The sequence below is a fragment of the Tsukamurella pseudospumae genome (genome assembly GCF_001575195.1).
In the GTDB taxonomy this organism is placed as follows: Bacteria; Actinomycetota; Actinomycetes; order Mycobacteriales; family Mycobacteriaceae; genus Tsukamurella; species Tsukamurella pseudospumae.
In genome coordinates, this window is record NZ_LSRF01000012.1 from 143,332 (window position 1) to 162,600 (window position 19,269).

General features: G+C 71.8%; 19 protein-coding genes and 1 pseudogene. 7 read left to right on the forward strand and 13 right to left on the reverse strand.

Annotated elements, in window-relative coordinates; all coding sequences use genetic code 11:
- The gene (gene rlmN, locus AXK60_RS08555; protein ID WP_068570624.1) at positions 1 to 1,113 is read right to left on the reverse strand and encodes a dual-specificity RNA methyltransferase RlmN; all 1,113 of its coding nucleotides are present in this window, start codon (positions 1,111 to 1,113) and stop codon (positions 1 to 3) included.
- 115 nt (positions 1,114 to 1,228) lie between these two features.
- Between rlmN and AXK60_RS08560 the strand changes: the two genes are divergently transcribed.
- Positions 1,229 to 1,666, forward strand: coding sequence for a LapA family protein (locus tag AXK60_RS08560; protein WP_068570625.1), 438 nt, complete (start codon positions 1,229 to 1,231; stop codon positions 1,664 to 1,666).
- Positions 1,667 to 1,755: 89 nt separating this feature from the next.
- Positions 1,756 to 3,015, forward strand: a complete 1,260-nt coding sequence (locus AXK60_RS08565) for an MFS transporter (RefSeq protein WP_068570626.1) — start codon at positions 1,756 to 1,758, stop codon at positions 3,013 to 3,015.
- Between the two features lie 78 nt (positions 3,016 to 3,093).
- Here AXK60_RS08565 and AXK60_RS08570 read toward each other — a convergent pair whose 3' ends face one another.
- The 9 genes from AXK60_RS08570 to AXK60_RS08610 all read right to left on the reverse strand — a co-directional run bounded on the left by AXK60_RS08570 (position 3,094) and on the right by AXK60_RS08610 (position 10,327).
- The gene (locus AXK60_RS08570; protein WP_068570627.1) at positions 3,094 to 4,002 is read right to left on the reverse strand and encodes a phosphatidate cytidylyltransferase; all 909 of its coding nucleotides are present in this window, start codon (positions 4,000 to 4,002) and stop codon (positions 3,094 to 3,096) included.
- 2 nt (positions 4,003 to 4,004) lie between these two features.
- Positions 4,005 to 4,562, reverse strand: coding sequence for a ribosome recycling factor (frr, locus tag AXK60_RS08575; RefSeq protein ID WP_068570628.1), 558 nt, complete (start codon positions 4,560 to 4,562; stop codon positions 4,005 to 4,007).
- 49 nt (positions 4,563 to 4,611) lie between these two features.
- Positions 4,612 to 5,385, reverse strand: coding sequence for a UMP kinase (gene pyrH / locus AXK60_RS08580; protein ID WP_068570629.1), 774 nt, complete (start codon positions 5,383 to 5,385; stop codon positions 4,612 to 4,614).
- Position 5,386: 1 nt separating this feature from the next.
- A complete protein-coding gene (locus AXK60_RS08585; RefSeq protein WP_139057828.1) occupies positions 5,387 to 6,310 on the reverse strand; it encodes an SGNH/GDSL hydrolase family protein in 924 nt (307 codons plus the stop codon).
- A 10-nt stretch (positions 6,311 to 6,320) separates the two neighbouring features.
- The gene (locus AXK60_RS08590; RefSeq protein WP_231855531.1) at positions 6,321 to 7,082 is read right to left on the reverse strand and encodes a helix-turn-helix domain-containing protein; all 762 of its coding nucleotides are present in this window, start codon (positions 7,080 to 7,082) and stop codon (positions 6,321 to 6,323) included.
- Positions 7,079 to 7,474, reverse strand: a complete 396-nt coding sequence (locus AXK60_RS08595) for a VOC family protein (protein ID WP_068570632.1) — start codon at positions 7,472 to 7,474, stop codon at positions 7,079 to 7,081. The genes AXK60_RS08590 and AXK60_RS08595 overlap by 4 nt, the downstream gene beginning before the upstream one ends.
- A 240-nt stretch (positions 7,475 to 7,714) precedes the next feature.
- On the reverse strand, positions 7,715 to 8,539 hold the full coding sequence (gene tsf / locus AXK60_RS08600; protein WP_068570633.1) for a translation elongation factor Ts: 825 nt from the start codon (positions 8,537 to 8,539) through the stop codon (positions 7,715 to 7,717).
- 45 nt (positions 8,540 to 8,584) lie between these two features.
- Positions 8,585 to 9,445, reverse strand: a complete 861-nt coding sequence (gene rpsB / locus AXK60_RS08605; protein ID WP_068570634.1) for a 30S ribosomal protein S2 — start codon at positions 9,443 to 9,445, stop codon at positions 8,585 to 8,587.
- A gap of 285 nt (positions 9,446 to 9,730) precedes the next feature.
- The gene (locus AXK60_RS08610) at positions 9,731 to 10,327 is read right to left on the reverse strand and encodes a TetR/AcrR family transcriptional regulator (RefSeq protein WP_068570635.1); all 597 of its coding nucleotides are present in this window, start codon (positions 10,325 to 10,327) and stop codon (positions 9,731 to 9,733) included.
- Positions 10,328 to 10,419: 92 nt separating this feature from the next.
- On the opposite strand from AXK60_RS08610, the gene AXK60_RS08615 reads away from it, so the two are divergent.
- Positions 10,420 to 11,904: a carboxylesterase/lipase family protein gene (locus AXK60_RS08615; RefSeq protein ID WP_068570636.1), complete on the forward strand. Its 1,485-nt coding sequence runs from the start codon at positions 10,420 to 10,422 to the stop codon at positions 11,902 to 11,904.
- Positions 11,905 to 11,924: 20 nt separating this feature from the next.
- On the forward strand, positions 11,925 to 12,734 hold the full coding sequence (locus tag AXK60_RS08620) for an alpha/beta hydrolase (protein WP_068570676.1): 810 nt from the start codon (positions 11,925 to 11,927) through the stop codon (positions 12,732 to 12,734).
- Here the strand turns inward: AXK60_RS08620 and AXK60_RS08625 are convergent.
- The gene (locus AXK60_RS08625) at positions 12,723 to 13,352 is read right to left on the reverse strand and encodes a TetR/AcrR family transcriptional regulator C-terminal domain-containing protein (RefSeq protein ID WP_068570637.1); all 630 of its coding nucleotides are present in this window, start codon (positions 13,350 to 13,352) and stop codon (positions 12,723 to 12,725) included. The genes AXK60_RS08620 and AXK60_RS08625 overlap by 12 nt on opposite strands.
- Positions 13,353 to 13,410: 58 nt before the next feature.
- Between AXK60_RS08625 and AXK60_RS08630 the strand changes: the two genes are divergently transcribed.
- Entirely contained in the window at positions 13,411 to 14,316 is a 906-nt protein-coding gene (locus AXK60_RS08630; RefSeq protein ID WP_068570638.1) for a quinone oxidoreductase family protein, read from the forward strand.
- On the opposite strand, the gene AXK60_RS08635 is transcribed toward AXK60_RS08630, so the two are convergent.
- The gene (locus AXK60_RS08635) at positions 14,306 to 15,688 is read right to left on the reverse strand and encodes a dicarboxylate/amino acid:cation symporter (RefSeq protein WP_068570678.1); all 1,383 of its coding nucleotides are present in this window, start codon (positions 15,686 to 15,688) and stop codon (positions 14,306 to 14,308) included. The two genes, AXK60_RS08630 and AXK60_RS08635, sit on opposite strands and share 11 nt — an antisense overlap.
- Positions 15,689 to 15,731: 43 nt before the next feature.
- Positions 15,732 to 16,241, reverse strand: a complete 510-nt coding sequence (gene grpE / locus AXK60_RS08640; protein ID WP_068570639.1) for a nucleotide exchange factor GrpE — start codon at positions 16,239 to 16,241, stop codon at positions 15,732 to 15,734.
- Positions 16,242 to 16,284: 43 nt separating this feature from the next.
- On the opposite strand from grpE, the gene AXK60_RS08645 reads away from it, so the two are divergent.
- Together AXK60_RS08645 and AXK60_RS08650 are read left to right on the forward strand one after the other, a co-directional pair.
- Positions 16,285 to 17,964: an Hsp70 family protein gene (locus tag AXK60_RS08645; protein ID WP_068570640.1), complete on the forward strand. Its 1,680-nt coding sequence runs from the start codon at positions 16,285 to 16,287 to the stop codon at positions 17,962 to 17,964.
- 23 nt (positions 17,965 to 17,987) lie between these two features.
- A pseudogene (locus tag AXK60_RS08650) lies at positions 17,988 to 19,269 on the forward strand (Ig-like domain repeat protein); the annotation flags it as partial.

Below are 19,269 nucleotides of genomic sequence, written 5' to 3' on the forward strand. Positions count from 1 at the left end.
CTACTTCTCCTCGGCGGCCAGCTGACCGCAGGCCGCCGCGATCTCCTGTCCGCGGGTATCGCGCACGGTGCACGAGACACCCTGCGCGATCACCCTGCGCACGAACTCGTCCTGACGGTCCTTCGGCGACGCGTCCCACTCGCTGCCCGGCGTCGGATTCAGCGGGATCAGGTTGACGTGCGCGAACTGGCCGAGCTTCTTACGCAGCTTCTCGCCCAGCATGTCCGCGCGCCAGGGCTGGTCGTTCACATCGCGGATCAGCGCGTACTCGATCGACACGCGCCGACCCGTCCGGTCGGCGTAGTAGCGCGCCGCGTCCAGCACCTCGGCGACGCTCCACCGGTTGTTGACGGGCACCAGCGTGTCGCGCAGTTCGTCGTCGGGCGTGTGCAGCGAGACCGCCAGGGTGACGGACAGCCCCTCGTCGGCCAGCTTCCGGATGGCGGGCGCGAGTCCCACGGTGCTGACGGTGACGTGCCGCTGCGAGATGCCCATCCCCTCCGGGGCGGGTGAGGTGATGCGGCGCACGGCCTGGACCACCCGCTTGTAGTTGGCGAGCGGCTCGCCCATGCCCATGAACACGACGTTCGACAGGCGTCCCGGGCCGCCGGCCACGTCACCGTCGGCCATGGCCCGGGCGGCGCTGCGCACCTGGTCCACGATCTCCGCGGTCGACAGGTTGCGGTCGAGCCCGCCCTGCCCGGTGGCGCAGAACGGGCATGCCATGCCGCAGCCGGCCTGGCTCGAGATGCACAGCGTGGCGCGGTCGGTGTACCGCATCAGAACCGACTCGAGCAGCGTCCCGTCGTGCAGGCGCCACAGCGTCTTGCGGGTGGTGCCGCTGTCGGTGGCGATGTGCCGGACGGGAGTCATCAGCTCGGGCAACAGTGCCTGCCCGACCGTGTCCCGCGCGCCGGCCGGCAGGTCGGTCATCGTCGACGCGTCGGCCTCGAGCCGGCCGTAGTAGTGCCGCGCGAGCTGGTTCGCGCGGAACGCGGGCAGACCGAGGTCCTTGACCGCGGTCTTGAGCTCGTCATCGGTGAGATCGGCGAGGTGGCGCGGCGGCTTGCCGCGCTTGGGGGCGTCGAATACCAGCGGCAGAGAGGTGCTCATAACCAGTCCATCCTCCCACGTCAGCGACGAACGGACGACCACGACGACCGGCGGGTGATCCGCGCCACCGCGCGCCCCCGTGCCGGGTCCCCGCGGAGGTGGCAGGATAGCCGCCATGGCGAAAGACGAAGACCGCGTTCGAGACGGCGAAGAGTCGCTCGGAGCACCGGTCCCCGACGACGCGGCGGACGCCGCGAACCTTCCCGCAGTGCGGGAGGACCTCGACGAGGCACCGTCGACCGGCCCGACGGCAACGACCTCCGCAAGCAAGCGCGGCGTCGACACCCGCAACGCCTACCAGCAGGTCAAGCACACGCGGTCGGCCGCGCTCTGGTCCGGGCTGCTCGGCGGCGCCGTCATCCTCCTGCTCCTGCTGGTCTTCATCGTGCAGAACCAGAACAACACCGAGATCAACCTGATCTTCTGGAAGACCACACTGCCGCTGGGCGTCTCGCTGCTCATCGCCGCGATCGGCGGAGCGCTGCTCGTGGGCCTCGCCGGGGCGCTGCGGATCATCCAGCTGCGGCGCGCGGCGAAGAAGCTGCAGGACTGAGGGGCGCGGTCCGCGAGCCGGGTCGGCGCGCCCCCGGCGTCGACTCACCCGCTCCGGACACTCCGGAGGGCCGGTGGAACGATGGATCCATGCGCGCATGGATCGTCTGGTCGGTGGCGACTCTCGCCTACGTGATCGGCGTCCTGCAGCGGACCTCCTTCGGCGTCTCCGGCACCGACGCCGCCGCGCGGTACGGTGCGGCGCCCGCGACGCTCTCGGCGTTCGTCGTCCTGCAGCTCGTGGTGTACGCGGGCATGCAGATTCCCGCAGGTCTCATGCTGGACCGGTTCGGGTCGCGGCGCCTCGTGTTCACCGGCGCGATGATCATGGCCGCGGGCCAGATGACCCTCGCGCTCACCGAGTCGTTGCCGCTGGCGATCGCCGGCCGCGTGGCCGTGGGCATCGGTGACTCGCTCACCTTCGTGTCGGTCCTGCGCCTGGTCCCGGCGTGGTTCCCGGTACGCCGGATTCCGCTGGTCACGCAACTGACCGGCATGACGGGCCAGCTCGGACAGATCCTGTCCGCTGTCCCCTTCCTCGCGCTGCTGCACGCCGACGGCTGGACCCCCGCCTATCTCGGCGCCGCGAGCCTCGGTCTGATCGCCGCGATCGCCGTGCTGGCGTTCGTGCGCGACGCTCCGCCCGAGAAGGTCGCGCCGAAGGTCACCGTCCGCGCGCAGGACATCCCCGGGATCCTCCGCTCCACGTGGATGCACCCGGGTACCCGGCTCGGGTTCTTCACCCACATGGGCGCGATGTTCTCGGTGACGGCGTTCATGCTCATGTGGGGCGTCCCGTACCTGACCACCGCGCAGGGCCTGTCGTCCGGCGAGGCGGGGGCGATCGTGACCTTCGGCGTGGTCGCGACGCTCGCGTCGGGCCCCGTCATCGGCTACCTCACGGGACGGTTCCCGACCCGCCGCTCGTGGATGGTGATCGCCATCATCATCGGCAGCGCCGCGGTGTGGACGGCGGTCCTGGTCCGCGACGAGCCCTCACCGGTGTGGTTGCTCACGGTGCTCGTCCTGGTGATCTCCGTCGGCGGTCCCAGCAGCGCGATCGGCTTCGACTACGCCCGATCCTTCAACACCTCACGGGTGCTCGGCACCGCACAGGGCATGGTGAACATCGGCGGCTTCCTCGCCAGCCTCGTCCTGATCCAGGCGATGGGCTCGATCATGGGCGCCGGCGCGGGCCTGACCTTCGACGGCTTCCGTGCGGCCTGGCTCGCGCAGTACCCGCTGTGGGCGATCGCGCTGATCGGCGTCGTCATCACGCGCCGCAAGGCCCGGCGCCGCGAGGGCGTCGTGCCGCGGCCCCTGCGCGAGGCCCTCCGCCGGACACGCTGACCCGGGCCGCGCACCGTCGGGCCGCGCACCGTCGGGCCGCGCACCGTCGGGCCGCGCACCGTGCGGAACCGCGGACCGTCAGCTGCCCATGAGGGCGGTCAGTGCCGCCCAGACCACGACCGCGCTGGGCAGCAGCGAGTCCAGGCGGTCCATCAGACCGCCGTGACCGGGCAGCAGGGTGCCCATGTCCTTGATGCCCAGGTCGCGCTTGACCTGCGACTCGAGCAGGTCGCCGAGGGTCCCCGTGATCACCACCACCGGCCCGAGGATGAGACCCCACAGCGGGTTCACGTCGAGCAGGAACTTGAGCACCAGCACCGCGCCGACTGCGCCCGCGACCATCGATCCGGCGAAGCCCTCCCAGGACTTCTTCGGACTGATCGCCGGCACCATCGGGTGCTTGCCGAAGAGCACGCCCGCGGCGTAGCCACCCACGTCCGAGCAGACCACGAGCAGCACCAGGGCGACCACGCGCTGCGGCCCGCGGTCCTCCGGCAGCACCAGCATGGTGCCGAACGCCGCGAACAGCGGGATCCAGGCGAGCACGAACACCGTCGTGGAGATGTCGCGGGTGAAGGAGTTCGGTGCCGCCGTGCTCTGATGCCCCAACAGCCGCCAGATCATCGCGACGAGCACCGTGGCCACGAACGCCGCCAGCACCCCCTCCGGGCCGAGCGGCCAACTGAGCCAGATGATCGCCTGGCCGCCGATCAGCATCGGCCACAGCTCGAGATTCGTGCCCGCCGCGCGGAACCGCTTGACGACCTCCCAGGTGGCCAGTGCCACCGCTGCCGCGACGAGCGGCACCCACAGGTGCGGGGCGAAGACCAGGATCGCCACGATCATCGCGCCCAGGCTCACGCCCACGCCGATCGCCGCCGGGAGGTTGCGCCCGGCGCTGATCTTGCGCTTCCCGGGTTCCGACGGTGCGTCGGGCGAGCCCGGGGCGGAGCTGTCGGCGCCGACCGAGTCGGGGGTTTCCGGCACGGCTAGACCTCCATCAGATCGGCTTCCTTGCGCGCCACGAGGTCCTCGATCTGGGCGACGTACTTCGCCGTCGTCTTGTCGAGTTCCTTCTCGGCGCGGGCCACCTCGTCCTCGCCGGCGTCGCCGTCCTTGACGATCTTGGCCAGCTGGTCGTTGGCCTTGCGCCGGACGTTGCGGATGGACACCTTGGCGTCCTCGCCCTTGCCCTTGACCTGCTTGACCAGATCCTTGCGGCGCTCCTCGGTGAGCTGCGGGATGCTCACGCGGAGCAGCTGGCCGTCGTTGGTGGGGTTCACGCCCAGGTCCGAGTTGCGGATCGCCGTCTCGATGTTGCCGAGCTGGTTCGCCTCATAGGGCTTGATCACCACGAGCCGCGCCTCGGGCGTGGTGATCGAACTGATCTGGGTGATGGGAGTGGGCGAGCCGTAGTAGTCCACGACCACCTTCGAGAACATCCCGGGGTTGGCGCGGCCGGTGCGGATCGACTGGAAGTCCTCCCGGGCCACCGAGACGGCCTTCTCCATCTTCTCCTCGGCGTCGAAGAGCGTTTCGTCGATCACTTGCGTCACACGTCCTTTTGTCTGTCCAGTGGTGGTCTTCGGTCCGGCGTCAGGGCCGGACGAGGGTGCCGATCTTCTCCCCCGCGACGGCACGGGCGATGTTGCCCTCCTCCAGGAGATTGAACACCAGCATCGGCATCTTGTTGTCCATGCAGAGGCTGAACGCGGTCGCGTCGGCCACCTTGAGGCCCTTCTCCAGCGCCGCACGGTGGGTGATCTCGGCGAACAGCTTCGCGTCGGGGTTGGTGCGGGGGTCGCTGTCGTACACGCCGTCCACCGCCTTGGCCATGAGCACGACCTCGGCGCCGATCTCCAGCGCACGCTGGGCCGCGGTGGTGTCGGTGGAGAAGTACGGCATGCCCATGCCGGCGCCGAAGATCACGACGCGCCCCTTCTCGAGGTGCCGCTTGGCGCGCAACGGCAGGTAGGGCTCGGCGACCTGGCCCATGGTGATGGCCGTCTGCACGCGCGTGTCCACGCCCTCCTTCTGCAGGAAGTCCTGCAGCGCGAGGCAGTTCATCACGGTGCCGAGCATGCCCATGTAGTCCGACCGGGCTCGGTCCATGCCGCGGTTCTGCAGCTCGGCGCCGCGGAAGAAGTTTCCACCGCCGATGACCACCGCGATCTCGTGGCCGCTGCGGGCGACCTCGGCGATCTGCTGCGCCACCGTGGTCACCACATCGGGGTCGAGGCCCACCTCGCCGCCGCCGAACATCTCCCCGCCCAGCTTGAGCAGCACCCGCTTGTAGCCGTGCCGTGCCTGATCCTGCGTCGCGTCCTGATCCGTCTGAAGTCCCTGGGCCGTGTCCGTCACGCCGACCATCCTATGCGGGCGGCGCGATTCCTCGGAGCCGGTCCTCGATCAGGTTGCCCAATGCACGCTGTCCGGCGGCCGTCGGGTGCAATCCGTTGGCCTCGGGCTCCTGCGCCTTGAGCTTCGGGCCGCTCAGTCGCGCGTACGGATCCGGGTCGCAGGCCGTGTGGTCGAGCGGAGGCTGCACGTACATCACCCCGCGGTCCGCGGCCACCTCACGGATCAGCCGGTCGACGCTGCGGTACCAGGTGCGCCAGTGCCCGACGTTCTGCTCCGGGATGCCGGCCCGGTCGAGGCAGGCGCGGTCCGGCGGACCGTCGAGCGGGAACAGCGGGACGTAACCGACCAGGACGATGCGCACGTCGGGCGCCGCCGCCTTCTTGATCGCGTCGACGGTGGCCGCGTACTGCGCGCGGACGAAGTTCCATCCCTGTGAGCCCGGGAGGTCCTGCGTGGCGGAGGCGCCGCAGCGATCGTCGGGGTCGCCGAAGCAGTGCACGACGATGTTGCCGAAGCCCAGCGAATTCGCCCCGATGACGATCGTGACGAGTCGGGTGAACGGCCCCACCCCGTAGATCTGCGGTGAGGTGTCGGGCTTCGGCGAGGGCTGCGTGAGGTCGTCGAGCGTGGCGCCGGAGCAGGCGCGGTCGGTGAACGAGTAGGGCTGCAATCGCTGTGCCAGGACGTGGCCGAGATCGTCGCCGTTGCGCGCGCAGAGCTCCATCGGCTGCACCTTGGCGTGTGTGCCCGACGCGGCGTAGCTGTCTCCCATCGAGACGTACTGGGCGCCTCCCGGGAGGTCGGGAATGTAACTCACGGCGTTGCTCTGGTAGTGCGTGTAGCCGCTGCCGCCCCCGATCGCGGTGGACCCGGCGACGGCCAGCACGAGGCAGGCCACGAGGGCCATTGCGATCGCACGCCGGATCCAGGACACCTCGGCGAGACTACACAGGCGTGAACTCGGTCCGTCGACGCGCGAGGTAGGCCGACGGTGACAGGCCCAGGAAGGAGCGCACCTCGCGACTGAGGTGCGCCTGGTCCGCGTAACCGCGGCGCACCGCGACGTCCGCCGCGGAGACACCCGCCTCGAGCTCGCGCCGCGCGGCGTCGAAGCGCATCAGCCGTGCCGCCTGCTTGATCCCCATGCCGAACTCGGCGGTGAACTTCATCGCCAGGTAGCGCGCCGACCAGCCGGACCGCTCGACCAGCTCGGCGACGGTGACCGCGCCGCCGCGGGCCGCGAGGTAGGTCCACGCCGCGGCGGCGTCCGGCTGCACCTCGTGGTCGGAGACCGCGTGCCGGGCGAGCACCGCCGCCGCGACGGCCTCGCGGTGCGCCTCGGGCGCCGCCGCGACACGGCCGTACAGCTCCGCTGCGAGCCCCGGGCGGAGGTCGTCGAGCTCGACGGCCTCTCCCCCGAGTTCGGCCGCTGGGGCGCCGGTGAGGGCGCGCACGAGGCTGGGCCGCACGTCCACCTGGACGCCGCGCTGCAGGCCGTCGTGGTGGACCAGGTAGGGCGTCGGGTGCATGCCCGAGAGGCACAGGCGGAACGTCGTGAGCCCGGGCAGGCCCGGACCGGTGAGGTCCAGGCCGTGCCCGAGGTCGATGATCATCGTGAGCGTCGGCGAGGGCACGGCGAGGTGCGTCCCGGGGAGGACGCCGGTGATGTCGTAGGCCGCGGCACGGGCGATCCCGGGCGCGCTCACCCCGCGTAGGTACCGAAACTCCACGTGTTGCCCTCCGGGTCGGCGATGGAGAAGCCTCGCGACCCATAGTCCTCCTCGGCCATGTCCCGCACCAGGCGGGCGCCGAGCTCCTGCGCGCGGGCGTACACGGCGTCGGGGTCGGCGACCACCACGTACAGGCTGCCGCTGCCCGTCGGAGCGGAGAAGGTCTTGTCCTGCTTGCAGGCGGAGTGGACCATGACCCGGCCGCCGTCGGGCCACAGCATCTCGGAGTGGACGACCTCACCGTCGGCGTCGCCCTCGACGAGGATCCCCTCCTCGAAGCCGAGGCGGCGCAACCACTCCCGCGCCGCGAGCGCATCGTCGTAGGTCAGTCCGGGCCAGATGTTCGTGTCTTGACGTGTGCTGTTCATGCCCTCAAGACTGGCAGCCGAGGGCACCGTCGGGCTTGAAGAAATCCGCACGCCCGGCAGCCCCTTCCCCCCGATTCGTCGCAGCCCCACCGAAACACGCGGCGTTCCGGTGGGGACCGGACGGATCGGCGGGAGGCAGCGACGTTCCGGGTGGGGCGGAACGGATCGGGGGCGGGGTGGAGAGACGACGAGGCCCGCACCGACGGATCGGTGCGGGCCTCGTGCGCAGGGACGGAGGAGTTACTCCTGGCCGACCTCGAACCGGGTGAAGGCGAGAACCTTCGCACCGGCCTCGTCCAGCACCTGCTGGACGGTCTTCTTGCTGTCGGTCACCGAAGCCTGGTCGGGCAGAACGGTGTCCTTGTAGTACGCCACGGTCTTGCCGTCGACGATCTTCGACAGCGCCTGCTCCGGCTTGCCCTCGGCACGCGCGGTCTCCTCGGCGATGCGACGCTCGTTCGCGATCACGTCGGCGGGAACCTCGTCCCGGCTGGCGTACTTCGCCTTGAGCGCGGCGACCTGCATGCCGGCGCCGCGAGCGGCCTCGGCAGCGGTGTCACCCTCGCCCGCGAACGAGACCAGCACGCCCACGGCGGGCGGCAGGTCCGAGCTGCGCTTGTGCAGGTAGACGGCGGTGGGGCCGTCGTAGCGCGCGATGCGACGCAGCACGAGCTTCTCGCCCAGCTTGGCCGACGCGGCCTCGATGCGCGACGCGACGGTCTCGCCCTCGAGCGGCAGCTCGAGAACGGCCTCGACGGTGGCGGCGTCCGACGCGGCGGCAGCCGCGACGATCGCATCGGCCAGCTCCTGGAACTCCGCGTTCTTCGCGACGAAGTCGGTCTCGGAGTTGACCTCGATGAGCACGCCGTCCTTGGCGGCCACAAGGCCCTCGGCGGTGGAACGACCGGCACGCTTGCCGACGTCCTTCGCGCCCTTGATGCGCAGCACCTCGACGGCCTTGTCGAAATCGCCGTCAGTCTCGGTGAGCGCGTTCTTGCAGTCCATCATCCCCGACCCGGTGAGGTCGCGGAGACGCTTGACGTCAGCGGCGGTGTAGTTCGCCATTAATGCGGCTCCTTATGCGTTGTAGGGAAGAGCGACCGGACGCAGTTACTCGGCGGCCGGGGTCTCGGTGGCGGTCGCCTCGGCCGGAGCCTCGGTCGCCGCAGCCTCGGCAGCGGGGGCCTCGGCGGCGACGGTGGCCGACTCGAGCAGCTCCTGCTCCCACTCGGCGAGCGGCTCGCCGGCGCCGGCCTCGGGCTTGGCATCGCCGGTGGCGACGCCCGCACGGGCCTGCACGCCCTCGGCCACGGCCGAGGCCACGACCTTGGTCAGCAGCGCGGCGGAGCGGATCGCGTCGTCGTTACCCGGGATCGGGTAGTCGACGAGGTCGGGATCGCAGTTGGTGTCGAGGATCGCGATGACCGGGATGCCCAGCTTGCGGGCCTCGCCCACGGCGATGTGCTCCTTGTTGGTGTCCACGACCCAGATCGCCGAGGGGACCTTGGCCATGTCGCGGATACCGCCGAGGGTGCGCTCGAGCTTGTTCTTCTCACGCGTGAGCATGAGGATTTCCTTCTTGGTGCGACCCTCGAAGCCACCGGTCTGCTCCATGGTCTCCAGCTCCTTCATGCGCTGAAGACGCTTGTGGACCGTCTGGAAGTTGGTGAGCATGCCGCCCAGCCAGCGCTGGTTCACGTAGGGCATGCCGACGCGGGTGGCCTCTTCGGCGATCGACTCCTGGGCCTGCTTCTTGGTACCGACGAAGAGGACGGTGCCACCGTGGGCGACCGTCTCCTTGACGAACTCGTAGGCCTTGTCGATGTAGGTCAGCGTCTGCTGCAGATCGATGATGTAGATGCCGTTGCGGTCGGTGAAGATGAAGCGCTTCATCTTCGGGTTCCACCGACGGGTCTGATGACCGAAGTGCGCGCCGCTGTCCAGCAGCTGCTTCATGGTTACGACAGCCATGATGCCTCTTTCGTAGTTGCAGTTGTACACGCCGCGACGACCGGTTCCCGCAGTTCAACGGGCCGGACGGTGCGCGGTGTCCTGGTGTTCCGCCGCGCTGCACTCCTTCTTCGAAGGAGACCGCGCTGCACGGCACGCCGCGAGCGGCGCCGGGGGAACACGCGTAGTCACTCCGCCATCTGGACGGAGTGCGAACGCCAGTGTACGCCCGCGGCATCGACCTGCGAAATCGTCACGGACCCGCAGGTCGACGGTGCCGTCCGGCCCCGTCCGGGAGCCGACCCGTCAGGTCGTGAACAGGTCCTCGAGGTGCCGATCGATCGCGGCGAGGGCGTCGTCGGGCTCGATGACTCGCAGCTCCAGCAGGGGCGTCAGGCCGGTCAGCGCCAGCAGCCGGTCCGTCTCCGTCGACGGTGCGCGGTCCGCCGCGATCCGGCCGTCGGCGATCGCGGCGCGGACGAGCCCCTCGACCTGCTCGCGCCCCCGCGACAACCCGTCGCGGGTCCGTTCGCGGATCGCCTCGTCGTGCAGGGCCTCGAGCACGTAGGCGGCGTTCATGCGGCTGGTCGCCCGCGAATCCGGGTGCAGCGGCAGCATCTCGACGAGCACCAGGCGCAGCACGTAGCGCGGGTGCGGGTCCGCGCCGAGGCGCGCCATCCCGTCCGCCACGCGCGCCGCGCTCCGCTCCGCGGCGAAGTCCATCGCGAAGGTGAGCAGTTCCTGCCGCGAGGCGAAGTAGTGCTGCAGCTGGCCGTGCGACATCCCGGCCTCCTTCGCCACCTCACGCAGGCTCAGGCGCTGCACGCCGGCGATGTCCACGACGCGCCACAGCGCGCGAGCGATCTCCTCGCGACGCTCCCGGTGATCGACCTGTTTCGGCACCTCACACCCCCTTGACCGTTCCCATACACTCGAAATAATACAACCGGCTGAAAACGGCGGCCGGGCGACGCGCCACACGAGAGGCGACCGAGATGCGCGAACATCCCCGAGTCCGCACCACGGAGGGCATCGTCGAGGGCCGGTACCGCACCGGCGCCGCGGCCTTCCGCGGCATCCCGTACGCGCAGCCGCCGGTCCACGCGTTGCGCTTCGCCGCCCCGGAGCCCGTTCCACACTGGGACGGCGTGCGGCCGGCGATCGACTTCGGTCCCCCGCCACCACAATCCGGGCCGGGTCCGCAGGCGGAGTCTTCGGACGACGCGAACTGGCTCACCGTCAACGTGTGCACCCCCGACCCCGCGCGGTCCGGGCTGCCGGTCCTGGTGTGGATCTGCTGCGGCGGATACATGGCGGGGACGGCGGCGGATCCCATGTTCGATCCGTCGGCGCTCGCGGCCGAGGGCCTCGTCGTCGTGAGCGTCCAGTGCCGGATGGGCGCCGAGGGCTTCGCTCTGCTCGACGGCGCACCGTCGAACCGGGGACTGCTGGACCAGATCGCCGCACTCGAGTGGATCCGGCGCAACATCGCCGCGTTCGGCGGCGATCCCGACACGGTCACGATCGCCGGTACCTCGGGAGGCGCGGGTTCGGTCGCGGCGCTACTCGCCATCCCCCGGGCCCGGCCACTGTTCCGCAGGGCCATCACGCATTCGGTTCCCGGCCTGCACATCACGCCGGAGTTGGCGCAGGAGGTCACCTCCGCGCTCGCGGGGCGCCTCGGCGTCGCACCGACCGCGGCCGGGTTCGCCGAGGTCGCGCCGCAGCGCCTGGCCGACGCGGTGACGGCCCTCTGCCTCGATGCGCCGGCCCACCGCGAACGGTGGGGCCGCCTCTCGCAGTTGGGAATCGTCGTCTGCCCGGTCATCGACGGGGACCTGCTGCCGCAGACCCCGTGGGAGTCCTTGGCCGACGGGAACGCCGCGGGCATCGACCTGCTCGCCGGGCACATGCGCGACGAGTTCCGCCTGTTCAGCGTCATGATGGGCGTGCGCGGCACGTTCACCGAGGCCGATGCGGCCAGGGCGCTGGCGGCCTTCGCGCCCGGCGACCCCGCCGACTACCGCGCCGCGTACCCGGACGCGACGGCGGAGCAGATGATGGAGATCGTCTCCTCCGATGCCACCTTCCGCATGCCGTCGGTACTGCTCGCGGAGGCGAACGCCGCGGCCCGCGGCACCACGTTCCTGTTCGAAATACGGTGGGAGACCGAAACGTACGGCGCCTGCCACAGCATCGACGTCCCGCTCGCCTTCGGGACGCCGGACTGCCCGACGGGCCGCATGTTCTTCGGCGATCATCCCGCGCCCGCGGTCCGCGAGCTGTCGAACGAACTGCTCGGCGCGTGGGCGCGGTTCTGCGCCACCGGCGATCCGGGCTGGCCGCGCTTCGACGCCGACACCCGCAGCACCCGCCTCCTCGACGACCCGTCGACGACGGCGCCGTATCCCGAGGAGCCGTCGCGCAGGCTGTGGCACGGTCGTCCGCCCGCCCCCTTCGCGCCGATCCCGTCGCGCTGACCGACCCGAGGAGACGCCGCATGCGCGAGCCCGTCCATGTCACCGTGTGGTCGCCCGCCGATCCCCGCCGCCGGGACGCCGCGCCCGCGATCTTCGTGCACGGCGTCTTCACCTGGGGCGACGACGCGGCCTACGGTTTCGCCGGGCAGCGCCCCTTGGCCGACGAACGGCCCCTGCTCCTGATGGACCGGCGCGGCTACGGACTCTCGCCCGACACGGAGCGGAGCGACATCGACATCGACGCAGACGATCTCGTCGCGCTCCTCGACGCGCGGACCACCGGCGCGCACCTCGTCGGCCACTCCAACGGCGGCCTCGCCGCCATGCTGGCCGCGGCCCTGCGGCCGGACGCCGTCCGCTCGCTCGCGCTGATCCAACCGTCGGCACTGCGGGCCGCCGCGGGCCATCCCGCGGTGCGCGCCCTACTGGCCCGAGTCGGCGCGGCCGCCGACCCGCCGCACCCGGAGATCGACCCCACCGAGTTCCTCCGCCTGTCGACGGCGGGGATGGGGATGACGATGCCGACGCCCACGCCGGAGCGGCTCCGGGCGGTCCGGACGTCGATGCGCGAGCGGCCGGTGTGGGAGTCGGACCCACCGTTGGCACCCCTGGCCGCTGCGCCGTGGCCCTCGCTCGTCATCACCGGCACCTGGAACGACGCACCCGAGCAGTACCGGAGGTACGCGGGAGAACCGCTGCTGGCCTGCGCGGACGCGGTGGCGGCGCGGATCGGCGCCCGGCGACTGCGCGTCCCCGGGTACTACCCGCACACGCAGCACCCGGGCGCGGTGAACGTCGCGCTGCGTGCGCTGTGGGCCTCAGCCGGGTAGCCGCGCGGCGAGGCCGTCGAGGAGGAATCGGACGGCGTCCTCGAACCGCTCGTCGGGCGGACCCCACGCCGTCGGGCCCGCCTGCGCCGCGAGCGGGTAGTCCTCCGCGCCGATGGCATCGGCCCGGGCGTCCGGGTCGTAGCCCGGCAGGGGCGCACCGTCGGGGCCGAAGACCTCCTGCTCCTCGATGACGAAACCGACGACGAGGTCGCGCAGCGTGGACATCGCGAGCGCGGCGTCGCGCACCGCGAATCCGGCGTCGACCAGCAGCCGCAGCGGCCGCTCGCCGGCACGGACGACCGCGACGTCGGTGAACTTCGACCCGCTGAACACCCGGGCGCCGTCGGTGTGGGCGCGCAGGACGGACCGCAGCCGCCGGGCACCGTCGAGGAGTTCGACGCGCCAGTCGGCGCCGGGCGGGCCGACGGGCAAGGCGCGCCGCATGAGCTCGGTGGCCATCTCGTCGACGAGGTCGCCCTTGGACGAGACGTGCCAGTAGAGGGCGGGTGCCTTGACCTCGAGCCGGTCGGCGATCCGGCGCAGCGTGAGGCCCTCGACGCCCACCTCGTCGAGGACGGCCAGCGCCGCCGTGACCACGTCCGCCCGGTTCAATCCCACACGCCCACCTTAACGGTGTTAAGCTCGATCCGAATTTAACGCCGTTAAGGAGACCGTCATGCACGCCGCCCTCGCCACCTACGCCGACACCCCGATCTGGGCGGACACTCCCGAGCCGGCCGGCGGCCCCGGCCTCGTCACCGTCGCCATGCGCGCCGTCCCGTTGCACAACCTGGCGCGGGGCGTCGCCGACGGCCGGCATTACACCTCGCCCGCGAGCCCGGGTTTCGTCATCGGGGTCGACGGGGTGGGGGTCACCGAGGACGGCCGACGCGTCTACGTCTCGGCGCCCGGCACCGCGGCGCAGACGGTTGCGGTCCCGGAGGAGTCGCTCGTCGAGGTCCCGGACGCGCTCGACGATCTGCAGGCCGCCGCCGCGATGAACGCGGTCATGTCGTCCTGGATGGCGATGACGGTCCGCGCCACCGTCCGCCGGGGGCAGACGGTGCTGATCCTCGGCGCGACGGGCGGCTCCGGGCGGCCCGCGGTCGCCGTCGCCCGCCACCTGGGCGCGCGCGTGATCGCGGCGGGCCGCAACACCGAGGTGCTGGCGGTCGTGGGCGCCGACGCGGTGATCGACCTCGGCGCACCGGAGGCGGAGATCGCGGAGGCGCTGCGCGCGGAGAAGATCGATGTGGTGGTCGACTACCTGTGGGGCCGCCCGGCGGAGCTGACGCTGGCGGCGCTGGAGAAGCGCGGGCCGGCCGAGTTCGTGCAGATCGGCACGATGGCGGGCGCGGAGATCGCACTGCCCGGGGCGCTCCTCCGCTCGACCGACATCCGGCTGCTGGGCAGCGGTTTCGGCTCGTTCACGGCCGCCGAGGTGATCGCGGAGCGGCCGAGGATCCTCGAGGCGGTGGTCGAGCTGGGGATCGAGATCGACGTCACCGCCGTGCCCGCAGCGTCCGTCGCCGAGATCTGGCGACAGGACACCGCGGGCCGGCGGACCGTGCTCACGCTGTAGCGGGAACCCGCTCCGCCGCATCGGATTCGGCGGACTCTTCAGCGGACTCGTCCGCGTAGACGTCCGTGCGCGGCGCGTTGTACGCGTCGAGATCGAGGATGCCCTCCTGCTTCGCGACGATGGTCGGGATCAGCGCCTGGCCGGTCACGTTGAGCGCGGTGCGGCCCATGTCGACGATCGGCTCGACGGCCAGCAGCAGGCCCACGCCGGCGAGCGGCAGCCCGAGCGTCGACAGGGTCAACGTCAGCATGACCGTCGCGCCGGTGGTGCCAGCGGTGGCTGCGGAGCCGATCACCGAGACGATGATGATCAGCAGGTAGTCGGTGAACCCCAGCGGCACGTGGAAGAACTGCGCGACGAAGATCGCCGCGATCGCGGGGTAGATCGCCGCGCATCCGTCCATCTTCGTGGTGGCGCCGAGCGGCACCGCGAAGGACGCGTACTCGCGCGGGACGCCCAGGTTCCGCTCCGTGACCCGCTCCGTGACGGGCAGGGTGCCGATCGAGCTGCGCGAGACGAAGCCCAACTGCGCTGCCGGCCAGACGCCGCTGAAGAACTGCTTCACGGAGAGCCCGTGCGCCTTGATGATCAGCGGGTACACGACGAAGCCGACGATGAACAGCCCCAGGTAGATCGCCCCGGTGAACACGCCGAGCGAGCCGATCGCGTCCCAGCCGTAGGTCGCGACCGCGGTGCCGATGAGCGCCGCGGTGCCGATCGGCGCGAGCCGGATGATCCACCACAGCACCTTCTGGACGATCGCCAGCAGCGAGGCGTTGAAGGTGATGAAGGGCGCGGCCTTGTCGCCCACCTTGAGCGCTGCGATGCCGATCGCAGCGGCGACCACGAGCACCTGCAGCACGTTGAAGCTCAGCGAGACGGAACCGTCGGACGCCTTGGCCTGCAGGCCGAGGAAGTTGGACGGGACCAGGCCGGTCAGGAAGGCCCACCAGGAACCGGTGCTCGACGGTGCCTTGCCCGCGCCGGTCACGGTGGTGTGCGCGCCGGGCTGCAGCACCAGGCCGAGGATGATGCCGATGATCACCGAGATGAAGGCGGTGATGGCGAACCACAGCAGCGTCTTGCCCGCGAGCCGCGCCGCGTTGGTGACGTTGCGCAGGTTCGCGATCGACGCGATCACGGCGGTCACCACCAGCGGCACGACCGCCACCGTGAGCAGCTTGACGTAGCTGGAACCGATGGTCTTGAGGGTGCCGATCAGCCAGTTGACGTTGCCGTCGGCGGCGGGCGCCATGCCGCGGGCGAGCAGGCCCAGCAGCACGCCGGCGATCAGGCCGACGACGATCTGGAAGCCGAAGTTCTTCAGCAGAGCGGGGACCCGCGAGGGTGCCGCGGAGGTGGAGGAGGACATGAACAGCGGCAACGCCGCGCGACGGCGCGGTGTTCCCCTGGAATCATCGTGAGCGCAATACTCGCACCACGACCCGGGCGGGGCGTACGGAGCGGCCGGGCACGCCGAGCCCGGGCGCGATGACCTCGGCGACGGTGCGGTCCTCGTCCGGCTCCGCGGTGTCCACCGTGTCCGACGCCTCCATCGTCGCGGCGTCGAAGGCCTCCCCCGTCCGTGGCTGGACGACAGTGCCGCCCCTCCCGACGAGCAACCGCTCGACGCGGCCGGCGACGGCCTCGAAGGCCTCGCGTTCGCGGTCCGACTCGGCGGTCCGCGCGCACGCCGTCACGTCACCGAGGAGCGCGAACAGGTCGACCACGAGCGGCAGGTCCGCGCCGAGCCGGTCCCGGGTCGCGCGGGCCTGCTCGGCGTCCGCGAGCCGTTCGACGGTGCCCGCCTGCCGGGCCAGGACCCGGGCCAGGTCCTCGATGCGCTCGGCGAGCCGGTCGTCCGCGGCTCCGGCGGCGGTCTCGGCCCCGTCGGCAGGCCCGTCGACGGCCTCGTCAGTGCTCATGCTCGCCCACCCTACGCGCCCTCTGCGCTGCTAATATGCCGCCATGGGGGTCTACGGAATCGACCTGGGCACGACCAATTCTGCGATCGCGCGCATCGGCGTCGACGGTCGCCCGGAGATCATGAGGGGGCTCGGGGGCGAGACGACGGTGCCGTCGGTGGTGCTGTTCGCGTCCGCCTACGACCACCTCGTCGGCGAGGGCGCGCGGCGGCAGGCCCGACTGGACCCGGAGCACGTGTGCAGCCTGGTCAAGCGCCGGATGGGCGACTCGCAGTGGCGGTTCCGCGCCCATGGTGACACCTGGTCGGCCCCGGCGGTCTCGGCGCTGATCCTCAAGAGTCTCGCGGGCGATGTCGAGTTCAGCGGCGGCGAGCCCGTGCGCCGCGTCGTCATCACCGTGCCGGCGTACTTCGGCGACGAGGAGCGGCGCGCCACCATGCAGGCGGGCGCGTACGCGGGCTTCGACGTGGCGGGGGTCCTCTCCGAGCCCATCGCCGCGGCGCTGTCGTACGGCTTCGGTCGCCTCGACGGGGGCCTCGACCTCGGCAAGGGTGCGCCGCGGGAGACGGTGCTCGTCTACGACCTGGGCGGCGGCACCTTCGACGCCACCGTCATCGAGCTCGCGGACCGCCGGATCTCCGTGCTGGCCGTGGAGGGCGATCACCAACTCGGCGGCGCCGACTGGGACGAGCGGATCGCGCTGCACCTGTCGCAGCGCTTCTGCGAGGCGAACCCCGACGCGGAGGACCCGCTCGACGACTCGGCGGGCTCGCAGTCGCTGCTGCTGGCGGCGGAGCAGGCCAAGCACGAGCTGACGCTCGCCGATCGCACGGAGGTCGTGGTCTCGCACGACGGTGCGCGCGCCGTCGTCCCGCTCACCCGCGCCGAGCTGGAGGAGATGACGGCGCCCCTGCTGCGGCGCACCGTCGGCCTGGCCCGCGACTGCCTCGCGGTGGCGCAGAAGCGCGGCGTGCAGAAGGTGGACCGTCTGCTGTTGGTGGGCGGATCCTCGCGGATGCCCGCGGTGGCCCGCGCGCTGCGGGACGAGCTCGGCCTCGACGGCGCGCTGCACGACCCCGACCTCGCGGTAGCCCGCGGCGCCGCGCTGTACGGCGAGAAGCTCGAGATGGAGCGGCTGGTCGCGGCCGACCTGGTGACCCGCGGGCTGCTGCCCGACGGTGCTCCCCCGCTGCACGCCTCGGCGATCGAGCTGGAGAACTCGATCGCGCGCGTCGCGACGTCCTTCGCGCAGCCCGTCTCGCTGGTGCGCCGGATGCTCGAGATCCAGGTGGACACCGTCGTCTCCCGCGGCTTCGGCGTGCTGGCGGTGCGCGACGGCGGTGATCTGGGCGTCACGTGGCTCGTGGAGCGCAACCAGATGCTGCCGGTGCGGGTGCGGCGCTCCTTCGGCACGATGCGCGAGGACCAGCGGCAGATCGAGGTGACCGTCGTCGAGCAGCAGGGCCAGGTCGCCTCCCCGCGCCTGTCCGATGCGAAACTGTTGGTGGAGGGCACGATCCGCGACATCCCGCCCGGGTACCCGGCGGGGAGCGAGGTGCGGATCACCTTCGAGATGGGCTTCGACGGGGTGCTGCACGTGACGGCGCACCACGTGGACGCGGACATGCCGCTCACACTGTCCGCGCAGACCGGCGCGATGCTCTCCCAGGCCGACGTGGAGCGCGAACTCGGCCAGGTCCAGCGGTCGCGCCGCCGCGACTGACGGGAGCAGCCACGATGTCGTCGATGCAGCCCTTCGACCCCAACGGCTACCGCAAGCGCGTGCTGGCCGAGGTCGCGAAGCGGGGCGGTCCCGACCGTTCGGACGCCTTCGAGCTCTACGACCTCCCGCTCGACGGTGCCGCCGACCTGCCCGACGCCGCGGTCGCAGGCCGGCTCGACGAGGTGTGGGGCTTCTGGCAGCGCCAGCGCGACCACCCCAAGTACCGCACCCTCGTCGCGCAGCTGGTGGACGAGCACGACCGGCGCAGCGCACCGCTGCGGAGCGCGGCGGACCGTCGGGCCGAGGCCGAGCGGGTCCGCGCGGCGCGGGAGCAGCGCGACGCCGGCCGGTACGAGATCCTCGACGCCGCGATCTCCCGGCTCGTCGAGCGGTACGGCGGCGTCCCCGCTGAGAAGGTGCCCGGGCTGGAGGAGATCGGCGCGCTGGGCGGGCTGAGCGCGGGCGAGGTCGCGGCGCGGCTGCGGCGGCACCGCGTGCTCCCCGACCCCGCGACGCCGGCCCCGGCACCACCGGTGCCATCCGGCCTGACCGTGCAGCGCCGCGCGCAGATCACCGCGCTGCTCGCGGAGTGGAGCGGCCTGCGCGACGAGTTCGTCCCCACCCTGTTCGCCCTCCTCGGCCTCGGTCCCGCCGACGCGCACGACGTGGTGGAGATCCGGGAACGCGCCGACGTCCTGCACGGGCGGGCGCGGGAACTGCCCGCGGGCCGCCTGCGGGCCGTACTCGACGAGCTGGTGGTGCACGTGCGCGACGTGCTCGTGGCAGGCGGGCCCCTCGCCGATGCCTATGCGCGCGCCGTGGTCGAGGACGTCGCCGACGCACTGCGCCCCAAGGTGCGCGCCGCGATCCTCATCGAGGACAGGCTGCTCGGCCCCGACTACGAGTTCCTCGCCGACGAGGGCGTGCGCCTGGGTCTCGACCGCGCGGCCTCCGAGAAGGTGCTCGCCGACCTGGCCGCCGAGTACGGCGGCGGGGTCGGGCACGCGCCGCCGCGCCCCGCGCCCACCCCGCCGCGGCCCGCGCCGGAACCGCCGGCACCGTCGGCACCGTCGAATCCGGTTCCGGCGGGAGGGAATCGGGCGTGGGACGCGCCGCTGCGGGCGGCCCGCGCCGCACTGCGCCGGGGCCGGCCCGCCGAGGCGGCCCGGCTCGCCGCGCAGGCCCGGGACCTCGACGACGGGACCGTGGCCACGCAGGTCCGCACGGTCGCCGACGAGGCGCAGCGGCTGCTCGATGAGGCCGCGGCCCTCTGGCGCGAGGTCGCCGCGGCGCGGGCGGACCGAC